The sequence below is a fragment of the Neptunitalea chrysea genome (assembly GCF_027924145.1).
GTDB lineage: Bacteria > Bacteroidota > Bacteroidia > Flavobacteriales > Flavobacteriaceae > Neptunitalea > Neptunitalea chrysea.
In genome coordinates, this window is record NZ_BRVP01000009.1 from 119,754 (window position 1) to 136,794 (window position 17,041).

The window sequence follows — 17,041 nt, forward strand, 5'->3', positions numbered from 1 at the left end:
ATTGATTTATTGGATACTAATTTTCTGACCGTCTTTTACACTTCTGGCGCCTTCTAAAAGTACCTGATCTCCGTTATTGATACCGGTTAGTATTTCTATTTTACCATTCTGAGTTCTTCCGGTGGTTACAATGGTTCTTTGTGCTACTAGTTCTCCATCTTTTTCTTTTGCCAAGTATACGTATTGATCACCATCAGCATTTTCCGATAAAATACTTACCGGTACTTTAATAACCGCTTCGTTTGTATAATCGTTTATTAATGTTTTAGCAGTTAAGTTAGGCTTAATAAGTCCGGCTTTGTTAGGTACTTCAATTTTAATACGGAACGAACGGTTCCCCGGATTAATAAAATCACTAGCCTGTACTACTTTAGTGGTAATTTCTTCGTGTAATACCGGGATGTTTACTTTCGCCATTGTACCTTGTTTTACGCTACCTACATAGCTTTCGGGTACATCGGCTTCTAAGTACATTTTGCCTAAGTTTACCAAACGGAAGATAGAAACGCCTGGAGCTACAATAGAACCTTTATCCGTAATAATTTCATCTATTGTTCCGCTAAACGGAGCTGTTATAACGGTTTTAGTTATTTGCTCTTTTAATTGCGTTACCGCTTTTTCTTGCGCTTCAAAATTAGATTTAGCTTGTAGGTACTGAATTTCTGAACCTATTTTCTGATCCCATAAACGTTGTTGACGCTCATAGGTAGTTTTAGCTAATTCGGTTTTTATTTCTAATTGGGCAAGTTGTTGACTTAATCCGCCATCGTCTATTTTACCCAATTGCTGCCCTTTGCTTACTTTTTGACCTTCTTTTACATATACATTGGTTAGCATACCGCTGTATTCTGCATTTAGTACAATGTTTTGGTCGGTTTTTACATCGGCTTGTAATTCAAGAAAGTGATTAAATATGGTGTCTTTAGCTTTAAAAGCGGTAACTAACACAAATTTTTCAACCGTATCAAATTTTGCAAGAGCAGCATCTAACGTAGCTATTTGTGCATGTAAGCCTTCAATTTTAGTTTCTAGCTCGGCTTTCACCGTTTTCATTTCCTTAGGGTCATTTTTTTCAATGGCCTTCTCAATTTTTTTAGATTCGTCTTTACCACAGGAAACTACCATGGCAACGGTTAGTATAGATAATATAATTCTCTTCATTGTAATTTTTTTAGTTGTTTAGAATAGTTTCGAGTGCTGCTTTTTTGGTAAGTACATTTAACATTGCTTGCAAGTATTCTTGCTGAGCAGTATATAACTGTGTTTGTGCTTGTCTTAAATCAAAACTGGTCGCAATACCTTCAGTGTATTTCGTTTGGTTTTTATATTCTATACGCTCTGCAAGTTTTAAATTTTGCTTAGCACTTTCATAGAACTCAACCGAGTATTGGTATTCACTTTTAGCTTGTTCAAATTGTAGCATAAGTTGTTGTTCTGTTTCGGTTAAATCAGTTTTAGCTTTGTCAAGCTCAATCTTCATACGTTGCGTAGCTGCCGATCTTCCTAACGAACTAAAAATAGGGACGTTTAAGCTAACCCCAAATAGTGAAGACCCAAACCAATCTTGTGTGCTTTTCAAAAAGGTAAACTCTTTGCTTGCATACCCTTGGTAACCTCCATTAATAAAGGCACTAAGAGTTGGTAATCCTTTGCTTTTCTCAAGTTTTAATAACAACTCTTGTGATACCTCATTGTTTTTAGCAATCTTATAATCAATGTTGTTTTCTATATTTAATGTAGCTTCAAACAACTCTAGGTCAATATTTTGTTGTGTAAGCGTAGCCAAATCATCGGTAACGGTAACCGTACTGGTGATATTGGTACCTAAGGTAACCTTAAGCATGTCATAGGCCAGATTTTTAAGACGTAAAGCATTTTTTAATGAAATGTCTACTTGTAATAATGTAATTTGTAATTGCTCTACATGTTCTTCTTCGCTTAAACCATTTTTAAACATTTGGTCTGTTTCAAACAAGTTTTTTTCTAGCACTTGTTTGTTGTTTTTTAGTATGGCAATATTTTCTTCTGCTAACAATACGTTACCATACGATGCTATAACCGTTTTGCGAATTTGTAAATCGGTTTTTTGCTTAGCATTTTCAGAAATCTGTAGGTATACCTTAGCCGATTGTAGTCCTACTAAATACGATCCGTCAAAAATCAGCTGATTTAGGGTAGCAGAAGCACTAACGCTTTGTTTGGTTCCAAAGGTAATAGATTCGAAGGTGCCAGCTTCTCCGCCAAAAAACTCAGCCGGAATTAACGATACCTGTTGTTTTAAGTAGTTTTGGTAATCTACCGAAGCACTAATTTGTGGCAATCCGGTAGCGGTGGTTTCCCACTTCTGTTTTTTGGCTGCTTCAATAGTGCGCTGTGCATTAATGGCAGAGCGGTTATTGTCTAGGGCGTAGTTAATAGCCTCTTCTAGAGTTAAGTTCAGGGTTTCCTTTTCCTGAGCACTTAACATTCCTACACATAGAAGAAGCATCAGTACTAATAGTTTTCTCATTGCTGTTTAAGTTGTTGCTCTAAAATTTCTAATCCTTTTGTGGTTACCATAGAACGTAAAAAGTTCTCGGTGTACGTGTTCATAATTTCCAATACCGAATATTTTTCTGGCGGAAAATGATCTTCATTTTTAATTTCTATTGCACATATAAAATGAATTTTTGTAACTATATCTATATTAATTTCTTTACGGTATAAGCCTTCTTTAATTCCTTTGGCTAAGTTATCGGCCACACACGTACTCATAATCTCTTTATGTCGGCTGCGAACATTGGCGTATATTTTGGGGTAATATTTTTGTAGTTGGTAGTGAGGAGAAGTTTTTTCTGATTTAAGTTGTCTCATAATCAGTTTTTTAACTTCCATTTGTTCTACAACAGCATTGTAGTTTTTCTCCTTAACGAACGATATGTTCTTATTGATTTCTAGTGTCATACTATTAAGACATGCTAAAATAAGTGTGTTCTTGTTTTCGAAAAACTGATAGATGGTTTTTTTAGAGATACCAGTTTCCTTTGCAATTTCGTCCATAGTTACATTCTTAAAACCTAAGTTTAAGAATAAGTCTAGTGCACGTTCTATTATTTTGTTTTCCATATCGGGGACAAAAATAGTAATGGAAACTTTAGAAACAAAAAAAGTTTCCATGGTTTACTATTATTTAACATTTTGGTTAAATAAAACTTTATAACTGTAAGTCAGTGGGTTACTAAATAGGGAGGACTTTTTACTCTTAGTCGAAGAATTTGCTAATAAATAACAAATTTTTTTTTAATTTTTCATTAGTAAGTTACCTGTATAAATACAGGGTGTGTTAAGCATAGTTTTAAATAATATGGTATTTTCGTAAAAATTTTTTTTCATGCAAACCCTAAGTCAGTACAGAGAAGCTTTTTTATCGCATTTGGAAGAACGTATTAATGCCACTGAGCCAGAAAATTTGTATGCTCCTATGCATTATATTTTAGGAATAGGCGGAAAGCGTTTACGTCCTATTTTAACTTTAATGACAGCAGATATTTTTTCAGGAGATTTTAAAGAGGCGTTAGATGCAGCACTTGCCGTTGAAGTATTTCACAATTTTTCTTTGGTACATGATGATATTATGGATGAAGCTCCTTTAAGAAGAGGGCACCAAACCGTGCATGAAAAATGGGATTTAAATACCGGAATTTTATCGGGCGATGCAATGCTGATTATAGCTTACCAGTTATTTGAGTACTATGAGTCGGTGAAATTTAGAGACCTTGCTATGTTGTTTAGTAAAACAGCTATTGAGGTATGCGAGGGGCAGCAATATGATGTAGATTTTGAAACCCGTGACGATGTTACCTTAGATGCGTATCTTAAAATGATTACTTATAAAACTGCCGTATTGGTTGGGGCTGCCATGAAAATGGGAGCTATAGTAGCTAATGCCAGTGCATTGGAAGCCAATGCCATTTATGAGTTTGGTTTGAATTTAGGGATTGCTTTTCAGTTACAAGATGATTATTTAGATACCTTTGGAGATCAAGCTACTTTTGGTAAGCAGATAGGAGGCGATATTATTGAAAATAAAAAGACTTATTTGTATTTAAAAACCATGTCGTTTATTTCTGATGAGGAAAAGGTACAATTACAACATTTGTTTGCAATTAAACCTAGTAACCCAGCAGACAAAATAGAACAGGTAAAAGCTTATTTTATTTCCAGCGGTGCAGATGTTGCTACACAAGAGGCTATAGAAGCATATACCAACAAAGCATTTATTGCCTTAGATAAATTACAGATAGGCCAAGATAAAAAAGAGTTTCTTATGGCTTTTGGTAATACGCTAATGAAGCGAACCGTGTAAGCAATACGAGACCCTTTCTGTATTATTTTGTTCTTAAAGTATTCTTTTGAAAGCTTTTAAAAAAGGCTTTTTAGGGAGGGTGTTTATAATAGCCAATTCTTCTGCATGGCTAGTATCCTCATCTAAAAATTTCAGTATAGATGCTATAGGGTTGTTTTCAAACAACGATATAAATATTTCACTTCCTAAATGATTTTCTTTAGCTAACAATTCTAGCAGAATGGTATCGTAAGAGGTAAACCTGTTGGTGCTAAAAAGAGTATCTAATGAAGTGTTGTTTTTTATGGCTTCAATAATTAAAGGAATCCTTTTTTGCATGCTTTTAAAAGTGTATCCGGTGCTTGGTTTAGTAAACCCGCCACTGGTACCAATATGCAATACGTTTTTAGTATTCTTGGTATAGAAATTATGCGTGGTCATTGGAATTTTTCCCTTCTCCGTTTCGGTAACTGTATAGTTAGCAATGTCTAGGGTAGTAAGATAATTTTCTAGGGCTTTATCATACGCTTTATCTTCAAGAAGTTCATCAGAAAATAAGGTATATTCTACCAGAGCTTCTGTAGCAGAAATTGGTAATACATACATAAAACATGTATTTCCTTCTTGCGGAATAGAAAAATCCATAAACGTAGCTGCATCTGAATCAAACTCTTTATTTTCCGTTTTTATATACCAACCTTTAAAATGTTGCCATAATAATGGTTTGGTTGTCTTGGTTATTTCATCTGACTTTAGAAGACTCGAAAATACCTTTGCTCCCTCATACGTAGCCTTGTTGGTAACCACTTCTACATACGTATCTTTGTCGTTAACGGCTACTATGGTATCTTCTATAAATGTCATGTTGGTTTTCGCTGTAATGGTATTCATTATAGCTTTGTAGAAAGGCTTACTTTGAAGCATCTTGTACGTGTAAGGTGCTGTAGGAATTTGCATAAAGGTATGTTTGCCGCCAATCTGCAGATTTTGCCATGAATGCATCAATAAATGTTCAAAATCATTTGCTTCTTTTTCCCAGAAACACCACGTTCTATCATTCTTATTTTTAATTTCTTTGTCAATTATAAGTATTTGATAGTCATCAAAATAAGTATCGTTCGCAATAGCGTATGCCAATAGTAGACCCGAGGCTCCGGCTCCTGTAATAATAAATGTATTTTCCCTCATAATAATGTGGGTTCAAAATAATTCAAAATATTTTATAATGGAGGAATTTATGGTTTAAATGGACGTTATATAACGAATATATTAGCATTTAAACTTTTATAAATAACGTGTTTTTGTAGTTAATATTAGAATATTTGTAAGTTTTTTTATAGAAAAGCACCCAGTTTTATGGATGCTTTTTCAATAATTTCATTTGGTAGTAGTTAAATGAAATTGATGGTTATTTAGGAGGTTTGATCGTTTCAATTATAGTATATATTGAAATGCAAAAACATACCAACTTTTACGTATTTTTAATAGGTTTACGATGGTGATTACCGTTATTACGACCGTTGTGTTTATTTTTTCTTCGGGACTTTCTTTTCCATTTAAATACAAAATATTGAAAAATAATACACCCTGAAAAATATAAGGCAATAATAATAATTCCCTTTATATGGAAATTCCAAAAGATGGCATAAGACCCAAAAAATAATAATAAATTGCCTAAGTATCCCGTAATTATGCGTTTTGGACTATTTCTTTTACGTCGTTTTTTAGATATTAGTAACTCCAATAATCCGGTAGCAAATAAGTAGGACATTAGTGCTATAAAAAAAGGAGCCAATTCATCTAAAATGTCTGTATCCATAAAATCTCCCACATACTCCCGATAAGCTAATTCTTCCGCAAGATGATCATTAGAGAGTTCTTCTAAAGTCACATCTGAATCAGAAATTGGTCTAAAATATTCTAATTTAAAGTTGGGCTTATGTTTAATAAAAAAGTGAGCTTCATTGAGCTCTGGGTGATACTTAATTCCAACAAAAAGAAATATTAGAAAAGCGGTTATTATTTTTAAAAACGAATTAAACATTTATTGTAAGACGTTAATTAGTAATTTACAAAAAAAATCACGTTGAATAAGTCTAAATTGCTGTTTTTTTTAAAAACGATGCTCTTTTTTAGATTATCTTAAATTATACTCGATAATTAACTCTTGTTACTCATAAAAGACTAGGGGTAATACTTACAAATATACAAGGTGTTTTATTCTTGCGTAAAACTGCTTATAACGGGTAATGCTTCATTATCGAAGTTAAATATTGCTTGATTTTCCCATGAAGAACCATCAGTAGCTTCAATTCCTTTCCATGCAACAAGCTCGGCACCCCAATAACAAAATCCTTGTCCGTTTTCGTTATTGGTAAGAATGGTTTTTATGGCGGTTATAAAGTTCTTCTGTCCTTCAGGAGAAGCAGGATAATCGGGTAGTATTAACTGATCATCTTGTCCAACAATATTATTGGTCCAATCATTCCAGCCTAATGTAAATGGGTAAGCAGTTTCTGCAATAAGTACTTTTTTGTTGTAAGTAGTACCTAATTGTGTTATAGTACTTTCTACATTAGTTAAACTTGTACCATGCCATATAGGATAATAAGATAGTCCTATAAAATCATAGTCAATATCGGTTACCTGATTAAAAAACCAGTCGGCACCTTCTAATCCTGCATAATGTAATATAATTTTTGTATCCGGAGCTAAAGTTCTTACAGTTGATGTAGCGGTGGTTAACAAGGTTATAAACTGATCTGTATTACTACTTATATTGCCCATTGGATGCATAAACCCGCTATTAATTTCATTACCAACCTGAATATAGTCGGGGTCTATTTGGTTTATTATAGAGGAGGTATAATCCTGAACATGGGTAAGTAGTTCGGCCATTGTATCGTTTTCCCAGGCAGCAGGTATTACCTGTTGCGATGGGTCTGCCCAAGTATCGGAATAGTGAACAGTAAGCCATATTTTAAAATTGTAGGTACGCAAAGTTTGTGCAAACTGTTTTACTTCGTCAAATCCACAATGTCCATTGGCAGGGTTCACCCATAGTCGTAACCTAATGGTGTTAACTCCGTTGTCTTTTAAAATAGTAAGCATGTCTTCAGTTGTACCATCAGTATCATAAAATGTAGGATTGCTTTCTAAAATTTCAGGTAGACTAGAGATATCTACTGCCGAAATAAATTCGGTTTCGGTAGGTTCCGGATCAGGAGTATCCTCAGGGATATCATTGTTTGCTGAGGTGCAGGCCGTCATTAGTAAAAATATATAGCCGAATATAAAAGACATTGTGATTTTCTTCATAGTACTACAAAAATATATAATTTCCTTATCTATACCTAGTAATAAATATTGTAGGCAGCGTAAAGATAACCGCCAACCAATGCCCGGTGTTTTCTGATATTCACTATTTCGGCAAGTTTTTCATTAGGGGTGTTAATACTGGCTACAGCTATTGTAGTGGTATGGCGAAAGCCTTGCTCTTACATACCACCGCCACAAGCTATAAGCATAGTTTTAGCGTTTTGCATTCTATTGCCTGATTTTCTTATCGAATTTCACATCACTTTCCGCAAACAACAATCGCTTGTCCGATGCATTTTTTAGCATCCAATTTTTATGTATTGTACCATCCCAATATGTATGAGAAATGACAAGGGTAACGTCAGAGGTTTTTGTCCATTCACCGCTAAAATTTCCATACGTAATAGGTGGGGTACCACACCAACCTATATTTTGGCGTTTTATGAGCGTACCGTCACTTTTAAAAATAATTCCCGGTGTATTGTTTTTCAGGTGTTTAACCTTTGTTAGTGTAATGCTGTCTTTCCCATGGTATTCATATTTCCATGAACCTATAATAATATTCTCTATTTTGGGAGCAGGTTTCATGGCGGTCATAAATGCAGTAACCATAAGCAGTACCAACCCTAAGTGAGCCATTTTAAACCCGGTATTTGTTTTATATTTTTTTCTCTTTTTCATAGCAATGTTTTAATATGGTTCTCTTCTAAGACTTTGAGAAGATTCTGCCATGGTAATAAAACCTATACGGTATCCATATTCGTCTTTGCCTTTAGCACCTTTAGCTAATTCTAGTAACTGAGGGTAATTTGCACTACCTTTAAATTTAGAGTCGCGCAATAACAATCCAAACTCGGCTACGGCGGCAGAAAATCTAAAGTTATCTGAGGTTTTAGAAAGCTCGGTATTGTTATCTTTTATTATCTGTTCTAACAAACTACTGGTGTCGCTATTTGGTGCTTTGTATCTAAATTTTACTGTAGCCAATTCGTTGCCTTTATAAGCTGTTTCAGAAATAGAAGTTTGTAGATACTTGTAGTCAGTGCTGGTACTGTTTTCTTTACCCACAGGTACAATTTCATATAACGCCGTTACGGTATGCCCTGATCCTATTTCTCCGGCATCTTTGGTGTCGTCATTAAAATCTTCATTGTTTAGCTTTCTGTTTTCGTACCCTATTAAACGGTATTGTGCCACTTTAGCCGGATTAAATTCAATCTGAATTTTTACATCTTTAGCAATGGTCATCATAGTACCGCCCATTTCATTAACTAATACTTTTTTAGCTTCAAACAGGTTGTCTATATAATTGTAGTTACCGTTACCCTTATCGGCTAACTGTTCCATTTTACTGTCTTTATAGTTGCCTGAGCCAAACCCAAGAACTGATAAAAATACACCCGACTTACGTTTTTCTTCAATTAAACGAACCAACTCAGCATTGCTAGATGTTCCTATATTAAAGTCGCCGTCGGTAGCTAAGATAATACGGTTGTTACCCCCTTTAATAAAGTTTTCTTGTGCAATTTTATAAGCTAATTGAATACCTTCACCACCGGCAGTGCTTCCGCCTGCATCAAGTTTATTAATGGCATCGATAATGGTTTCTTTATCATCACAAGAGGTAGATGGTAATACCACTCCGGCAGCCCCGGCATATACCACTACAGCAATACGATCGTTTTCTCCTAACTGATCTAACAATAAGTTGAAAGACGATTTTAACAAGGGTAGTTTATCAGGCGCATCCATAGAGCCCGATACATCTAGTAAAAATACCAAGTTGCTTTTTGGTAAATTATCAGTAGCAATTTTTTTCCCTTGTAGCCCAATATGTACTAAACGGTTACCTGGGTTCCACGGACATTCGGAAACTTCTGTATTGATAGAAAACGGATTGTTTCCGGTTGGGTTTTTATAGTCGTAATCAAAGTAATTAATAAACTCTTCTATGCGTACCGCATCTTTAGGCGGTAATTGTCCGCGAGAGATGAATCTACGGGTATTGCTATAGGAAGCCCCGTCTACATCGGCAGAAAAGGTAGATAACGGATTTTTTAGTACTTCTTTAAACTCGTTTTCGGTAATGGGCTCGTATTCTTCGGTGTTATAATCATTGCTGTACATATAGCCATTTTTGCCTACTAACGTACGCTTACTTTTGCTTGCCTTCATAAAAGCTACATCACCTACGTCTACATCCTCCATCAATTCTTCCTCATCATTTACAACTTCATTAATCTCTGGTGGTTCTGGTGGGGTATCGGTTGTAACTATGGGGTGTGTGGTAGAGGTTTGGGTGGTGGTGGTATCTGCCTCAGTGTTCTTGTTAGTGCCGCAGCTGTAAATAACACATAGCGAGGCAACAGAAAGTATCAATTTTTTCATAACATGTTTTTTTTATCAGTTAAAAAAAGAAATACAATAAGGATGCCAAAAATAAAATTATGTTAAAATAAAAGTGCTATACGTTTGTATAATAGTGCTTTAATGAGTTTTTTTATTGGTAACAGAGGGTTGCTATAACCCATTAGGTTTGTGTTCTGTAATGGTGCCGGTAAACGCATTTAACGAAAATTGCTTTTTTACAATGGGTAAATGCCCAACGTTCTCAGCGTTTTCGTTGTTTGCAATTTCAAAAGCACGCCATACCAATGTTTCAGTATATCTATCATACCATAAATGGATGGTTGCATCCTTCGCGGCAATACCTCTATCTATCATGGCGGTAATAACCTCTTCAATTGGGTGCATCTGCAATAGTTCTTCTTTTCTTGGAAGTGGTATATCTACTATCGGACTACCGTTTTTGTCTAGCAGAATACAGAAGTCATATTCTTTAATACCTTTTTCTGGCCAGTAAAAAGAATACCTCGCTGCATAAATAGGATAAGGCATATTAGAATCACAGTTTAATACAGTAGGGTGTTTTGGTGGATTATCGCGTTGTAATAAAATAGTAGCCATGGTTTTAGTAGGAGTCACTATAGCTTCTTCTGTATTAGTATACATAGTACACGATTGAAATACAACCTTTTTGCTAAGGGTGTCTCCCAACCTATTTTCTAGGTATTTTAAGTAATTTTTTCGAATTGCTAATGGAAGCAAGCTAAAATCGTTGTAATCTGTAGCATAGCAGCTATGTACCGGAAAACAGTGCCCTAGCTCGGTAACCAATTGTGGATACTTTTGGCGGTCATACTTGTTGGTGCACGATTCTAGCAGCAAAAGCACAGAAAACAAAACAAAGATATTTCTCAAATTCTTAGTATTGGTGTTATCTTCAACTGTCTAACATTTATTTGTGTATTAGTTGGTAACTAACAGACATACTTTTACTATGTTAGTAAACTACTTCGGGGCAAGCCCACAACGCATTATAATTGAACAGTACTTTATTACGAAACACGTCTCGGAGCATTAAATCTCTATTATCAAGTAAATATACAAAACCGAAGTTAGTAGGCAAATATGATGCTGTGCTGTTAGCGTTAAATAAATCTTATAATTTATTGTTTTTTAGTACAAAAGTTTCACTAGTATGCACAAAATTTACAGCTTCAGGTGGTTAACAGGTGTAGTAAGTTAAATTCTCCGTTTTATGTTTTACAATAATGATTTTGTTTGTAGGTGGCATTTTATAAGGAGTTTTCTTGTGCTTGTAACGTATAATGGCATGAAAAGCAGATCAATAGTGCGAGTGGTGTTTTTATCTTCATGGTAAAAACACTTAAAAAGTTAGACTTACCCAAAAAAATACCTTGCCCGTTAGGCGGGGCAAGGCTTGGGGAAAAAAAGAAGGCGTCTTTAGGGGAATAAAGACGCTGGCAAATCTAGTTAGCGAGAGTGGCTATATGTGGGTTAATTAGCATTTCTTTTTGTAACTGATCTTTTAGATAAAGCTTGCCAGCAAAAAACTAGTCTGTATGTTGCGGGTACAGACTAAAGGAACTATTGCAAACATATGTACCTTACTTTTTTTCCTTTCTTGTAAAATTGTGAAAGGTATATTTACGAGTTCAAACGTATGAATTATAGCTACATCAATATATACGGGTTTATACGTATTTTAAAGAAAATTCGTAGTCTATAATAGGTGGTTTTTTAGGTTTTAAGACAGTTGTAAAAACAATGGCTTAAATTTATTTGACAACTATTGTTTGCAAAAAGATTATAAGATAAGCCTGTTTGTTTAGGCAATTAAACCGTAAGAATAAGGAAAGTACTTTACTCAATAATTGAGATTAAATGCTTCGTGGGCTTGCCCCGAATAGGTTTAGTTATAAAAAATAAAAAACGGAGCATCTTTGCTTTTAAGATGCTCCGTTTTTATAAACTAATATAGGATTTAATATACGTTACTTATGTGCTGTTATACCTTGTTTAATAATCATTACCGGTATTTTAACTTTATGTCTAACGGTATCAATTGTAGTACCCAATACCATATCTTTAAACCAAGAGTGTCCGTGTGCTCCCATAATTAGCAAATCATAATCGTATTGGTTTACAATGGCAGGTATTTCATGTTTTGGTCTACCAAAACGGAGGTGTGTACTTACTTGGTAACCCCGTTCGGTAAGCTGTTCTTTATAATGGTCTAGGTACGCTTTGTCACTACTACTTTCATAATCTTTGGTATTTTCGCCATGTACCAAAGCCCCCGGAGTTTCTACCACATGTATTAAGCTATAGCGTGCTTCTTTTTTACCAATTTGTAAAGCTTTATAAATACTATTGCTATCGGCCTCAGAAAAGTCAATGGCTACTGCAATACGTTTGTATGATAGTGGCGGAATTTCCTTATTTAATATTAACTCATCTATATGAGGTACGTGTGTTGTTACCTTTATAGCACTTTTAAGTAGTGGCTTAATAGTTATGTAGAATAAAAGCACAGCCGCACCTATTGCAACAGGTATTACAAATATCCAAATATAAATAGGATGTTCAGAGGTTGCTAGCCATTTAGAAATTTCATCAAAAACCAATTGTGCATTTAAACCTACAATAATAAGGGCTATAGCCCATGAGGCTATTTTAGTTTTAAGGCTAATAGCAAAATCGCCCATTTTCTTTTTATCACTTACAAAATGAATTAACGGAATAATAGCAAATCCTAATTGTAAACTAAGTATCACCTGACTAAGTACTAGTAATTCACCGGTGGAGCCTTCTCCTAAGTAAAATACAGTAAGCGCCGCCGGAACTATGGCAATTAAACGGGTAATAATACGGCGTACCCAAGGTTGAATACGTAAATTTAAGTATCCCTCCATTACAATTTGTCCGGCTAGTGTTCCGGTTACGGTACTACTTTGTCCGGCAGCAATTAGGGCCAGTGCAAATAAAATTGATGCATATTTAGACCCCAACAGTGGTTCTAACATACGGTGCGCATCCTGTATTTCGGCAATTTCAAACAAACCGTTTTTGTGAAAGGTAGCGGCTGCTAAAATTAAGATAGCTGCATTTACAAAAAAGGCAAGGTTTAATGCTATGGTAGAGTCAAATATATTGTATTTAATAGCCTGTTTAATACTCTTTTTATCACGATTAAATTTACGGGTTTGTACCAATGACGAGTGTAAGTACAAGTTGTGCGGCATTACCGTAGCCCCAATAATACCAATGGCAATATACAAAGCTGTTTTATTTGGGATGGTAGGTATAAATCCGGTGGCCATTTCTCCCATATCGGGTTTGGCTAAAACCATCTCTAAAACAAAACATCCTCCAATAATTGCAATAAGAGTAATAATGAATGCCTCCATTTTACGGATTCCTTTGTTCATTAAGAATAGGAGTAAAAAGGTATCGAACATCGAAATACCAACTCCCCAAAGTAGTGGTATATCAAATAATAACTCCAATCCAATAGCCATACCTAATACCTCGGCAAGATCGCAGGCAGCAATGGCAATTTCGGCTAATATGTACAGAATAAAATTTACGAAAGGCGAATAGGTTTCACGTGAAGCTTGTGCTAGATCTCGCCCTTTTACAATACCTAATCGGGCACTTAAACTTTGCAGTAATAATGCCATAATGTTAGACATTAATAGTACCCAAATAAGGGCATATCCAAACTGAGAACCTCCGGCAATATCGGTAGCCCAGTTTCCCGGATCCATATATCCTACACTAATTAAATAGGCCGGACCCAAAAAGGCTACAAAGCGTTTCCATAACGATTTTTTTGAGCTGGTGTCTACAGACTCGTGTACTTCTTCTAACGATTTTCCTTTCATAAAAATGAATTTTACTCAATAATTGCGATTAAATGCTTCGAGACGTTTCCCGAAGTAGTTTTCGCTTATGTTTTTCTAACGTATAAGTTAGCTGCCGCCATGGCCGATATGTTTTTTTGCTGGTCTTTATAAAGTACAATTACAGACCCGTCAAAGGCTTCTTTTTCTATAATTTCCAATTCTATACCTAGTGATATTTCTATTTTATCAAGGTATTGTAAAAATTCTTTAGCGGTACTTTTTACCCCCACACATACTCCTTTTTCGCCAACCTTAAGGCTGCTCAATGGTACTTTCTTTTTGGCCTGAATTTCTCCATATTTATTAGGAATGGGGTCACCATGTGGGTCTACTCTCGGGAAATCGAGTAGGGCATCCAGCTCTTCAATAAGCTTATCCGATTTTATATGCTCTAACTGTTCAGCTACTTCGTGTACCTCATCCCAGCTAAAGTTTAGTTTTTCTACAAGAAAAACTTCCCACAAACGGTGTTTTCTTACAATAGAAGCAGCAATTAAGTGTCCCTCTTTGGTAAGCTTTACACCTTGGTATTTTTTATAGTTTACAAAGTCTTTTTCGGCAAGTTTTTTAATCATATCGGTAGCCGAAGAGGCCTTGGTTTCCATTGCTTCAGCCAATAGATTGGTGCTAACGGCTTCTCCTGTTTTAGTAGATATATTGTAAATAGCTTTAAGGTAATTCTCTTCAGATAACGTCATTAGCATGATTCTTTTTGCTTACACAAAAATACATTTTTATTTGTAAAAAACTATTTTTAGATTTGTCTAAATTTTAATTTTCAATAATGAAAAAAATACTTTTAAATATATGGGTAGTAGTTGTTATGTTTACCGTTACGTACACGGCACATGCACAAAAGGTGCTTAGTGGTACGGTGGCAGATACAGGGGGGAGTTTATTGCCGTATGCTAGTGTTTTTTTTAAGGGTACCAAAATAGGTGTAAACACGAATGAAAACGGTGTTTTTAATCTTTCTCATGAGCTGTCAGGTATGCAAACCTTGGTAGTTTCTTACACCGGATTTAAAACTTTTACCAAAGCTATAGATGTAAATACAACTACCAACCTAGCTATTGTTTTAGAAGAAGAAACTACGTTGGATGAGGTGGTAGTCTCCGGAAATTTAAGAGCTGTAAGCCGATTAAAGAGTCCGGTACCAGTAGCGGTGTATACCCAGGCATTTCTAAAAAAGAATCCAACCCCTAACATTTTTGAAGCCTTGCAAAGTGTAAACGGAGTACGACCTCAGCTTAATTGTAATATTTGTAATACGGGTGATATTCATATCAACGGATTAGAAGGGCCTTATACCATGGTACTTATAGATGGAATGCCCATAGTAAGTGGATTGTCTACCGTATATGGACTTAGCGGGATACCCAATTCATTAATTGAAAGGATAGAAGTAGTAAAAGGGCCTGCTTCTAGTTTATATGGTAGTGAAGCCGTGGGCGGACTCATAAATATTATTACTAAAAAGGCTTTTAATGCACCTAAATTGTCGGTTGATGCTTATACAACTAGCTGGTTAGAAAATAATTTAGATATAGGATATAAAGTACCAATAGGTAAAAGGGCTGCGCTACTTTCTGGGGTAAATTATTATTATTACGACAACCCGATAGACAATAACCATGATAATTTTACCGATGTAACGTTACAGCATCGTATTTCTGTATTCAATAAACTGAGTGTAGAGCGACCTGAGAATAGGGTGTTTTCTATAGCTGGTAGATATTTCTATGAAGACCGTTGGGGGGGAGAAATGCAATGGGCACCTAAATACCGTGGGGGAGACGAGGTGTATGGTGAGAGTATTTATACCAATAGGGTAGAGCTGTTAACGCGGTACCAATTACCGGTAAAAGAACGTATGTTTTTGAATGCTTCGTATACTTTTCATGATCAAAACTCGGTGTATGGAGATACTTTTTTTGACGCCCAACAAGAAATAGCTTTTGCACAATGGACATGGTTTAAAGATTTTAGAAAAGATGAATTGCTAGTAGGAGCTGCAGTAAAGTACAATTATTATGAAGATAATACACCGGCAACTGTGGTACCTGATGAGGTAACCATACCCGGAGTGTTTGTGCAGAACGAGCATAAATTTAATGAAAACCATAGTTTGCTATTGGGTGCCCGATGGGATTATGATAAACGTCACGGACATATATTTACACCTAGATTGGCTTATAAAGCTACTACAGGAGAAGATGCGGTACTCCGATTAAACATGGGAACCGGATTTAGAGCGGTGAGTATTTTTACAGAGGAGCATGCTGCCCTTACCGGAGCTAGAGAGGTTGTTTTGAAAGAGGATTTGAAACCGGAACGTTCTATGAATGTAAACCTTAATTATTTAAAACGGTTGTATATGAAAGGTAGTATTATAACTACCTTAGAGGCTTCTGCATGGTATACGTATTTCAGTAATCAGATTTTACCGGATTATGATACCAATCCTGATCAAATTATATTTTCAAATTTAGAGGGGCATGCTGTTACCAAAGGACTTAGCGCAGATGTAGAAATGAGTTTTCCAAACCAGTTAACTGTTAGTGTTGGGGCAACGTTTATGGATGTGACCAAAACGGAAGAAGGAGCCACTAGTAGACAACCATTAACCGAACGTTTTTCGGGTACATGGGCTGTGAGTTATACTACTCCAGAGCAAAACTGGACATTTGATTATACCGGAAATATATATGGTCCTATGTTGTTACCCTTGGCAGGAGAATTTGATCCGCGTGACCCATATTCACCTACATGGAGTTTACAAAACATACAGGCAACTTATAAAAAGATTAAGAATCTGGAAATCTATGGAGGGGTGAAGAACCTACTTAATTGGACGCCTGATAAAAGTGTGCCGTTTTTAATAGCTAGAGCTAATGACCCTTTTGATGAAAATGTGCAGTATGATGCCAACGGAAGTGTACAGCAAACTACTGATAATCCATACGCTTTAACGTTTGACCCTAGTTATGTATATGCGCCCAACCAAGGGATTAGAGGGTTTATCGGATTGCGGTATACGGTGCTTTAATGCTAAATGAAGAACAATTCATAATTTGTAAAGTTTCCTCTGAAATTTGTTCTGGGGGTATAATGGAGTCAACCTTAA

General features: G+C 35.5%; 13 protein-coding genes. 2 read left to right on the top strand and 11 right to left on the bottom strand.

Translation table 11 applies throughout. The features are described from left to right. Window positions 1–6 precede the first annotated feature (6 nt). The 3 genes from NBRC110019_RS08170 to NBRC110019_RS08180 are packed head-to-tail and all read right to left on the bottom strand — an operon-like array spanning window position 7 to window position 3,156. Window positions 7–1,161, bottom strand: a complete 1,155-nt coding sequence (locus NBRC110019_RS08170) for an efflux RND transporter periplasmic adaptor subunit (RefSeq protein WP_281753912.1) — start codon at window positions 1,159–1,161, stop codon at window positions 7–9. A gap of 10 nt (window positions 1,162–1,171) precedes the next feature. Then, complete coding sequence (locus NBRC110019_RS08175) at window positions 1,172–2,509, bottom strand: TolC family protein (protein WP_281753914.1); 1,338 nt, start codon at window positions 2,507–2,509, stop codon at window positions 1,172–1,174. Next, window positions 2,506–3,156, bottom strand: coding sequence for a TetR/AcrR family transcriptional regulator (locus NBRC110019_RS08180; RefSeq protein WP_281753916.1), 651 nt, complete (start codon window positions 3,154–3,156; stop codon window positions 2,506–2,508). Before NBRC110019_RS08180 ends, NBRC110019_RS08175 begins: the two co-directional genes overlap by 4 nt. A 214-nt stretch (window positions 3,157–3,370) precedes the next feature. Here NBRC110019_RS08180 and NBRC110019_RS08185 point away from each other — a divergent pair, with 214 nt between their 5' ends. After that, window positions 3,371–4,345 (top strand): polyprenyl synthetase family protein, encoded by a 975-nt coding sequence (locus tag NBRC110019_RS08185; protein ID WP_281753918.1) that lies wholly within the window; start codon window positions 3,371–3,373, stop codon window positions 4,343–4,345. A 33-nt stretch (window positions 4,346–4,378) separates the two neighbouring features. Here NBRC110019_RS08185 and NBRC110019_RS08190 read toward each other — a convergent pair whose 3' ends face one another. From NBRC110019_RS08190 to NBRC110019_RS08225, 8 genes are all read right to left on the bottom strand, one after another. Continuing rightward, a complete protein-coding gene (locus tag NBRC110019_RS08190; RefSeq protein WP_281753920.1) occupies window positions 4,379–5,512 on the bottom strand; it encodes a lycopene cyclase family protein in 1,134 nt (377 codons plus the stop codon). Window positions 5,513–5,795: 283 nt separating this feature from the next. Next, a complete protein-coding gene (locus NBRC110019_RS08195; RefSeq protein WP_281753922.1) occupies window positions 5,796–6,368 on the bottom strand; it encodes a hypothetical protein in 573 nt (190 codons plus the stop codon). 173 nt (window positions 6,369–6,541) lie between these two features. Next, a complete protein-coding gene (locus tag NBRC110019_RS08200; RefSeq protein WP_281753923.1) occupies window positions 6,542–7,642 on the bottom strand; it encodes a glycoside hydrolase family 53 protein in 1,101 nt (366 codons plus the stop codon). 228 nt (window positions 7,643–7,870) lie between these two features. After that, window positions 7,871–8,323, bottom strand: coding sequence for a hypothetical protein (locus NBRC110019_RS08205; protein ID WP_281753925.1), 453 nt, complete (start codon window positions 8,321–8,323; stop codon window positions 7,871–7,873). A 9-nt stretch (window positions 8,324–8,332) separates the two neighbouring features. Continuing rightward, a complete protein-coding gene (locus NBRC110019_RS08210; protein ID WP_281753927.1) occupies window positions 8,333–10,030 on the bottom strand; it encodes a vWA domain-containing protein in 1,698 nt (565 codons plus the stop codon). 132 nt (window positions 10,031–10,162) lie between these two features. Then, entirely contained in the window at window positions 10,163–10,903 is a 741-nt protein-coding gene (locus NBRC110019_RS08215) for a hypothetical protein (protein WP_281753929.1), read from the bottom strand. A 1,097-nt stretch (window positions 10,904–12,000) separates the two neighbouring features. Next, window positions 12,001–13,893, bottom strand: coding sequence for an Nramp family divalent metal transporter (locus NBRC110019_RS08220; protein WP_281753931.1), 1,893 nt, complete (start codon window positions 13,891–13,893; stop codon window positions 12,001–12,003). A 65-nt stretch (window positions 13,894–13,958) separates the two neighbouring features. Further along, window positions 13,959–14,612 carry a metal-dependent transcriptional regulator gene (locus NBRC110019_RS08225; RefSeq protein WP_281753933.1) on the bottom strand — a complete coding sequence of 218 codons (654 nt, stop codon included), beginning with the start codon at window positions 14,610–14,612 and terminating at the stop codon, window positions 13,959–13,961. A gap of 86 nt (window positions 14,613–14,698) precedes the next feature. Between NBRC110019_RS08225 and NBRC110019_RS08230 the strand changes: the two genes are divergently transcribed. Further along, complete coding sequence (locus NBRC110019_RS08230; RefSeq protein ID WP_281753934.1) at window positions 14,699–16,963, top strand: TonB-dependent receptor; 2,265 nt, start codon at window positions 14,699–14,701, stop codon at window positions 16,961–16,963. The last annotated feature ends 78 nt before the right edge of the window (window positions 16,964–17,041 follow it).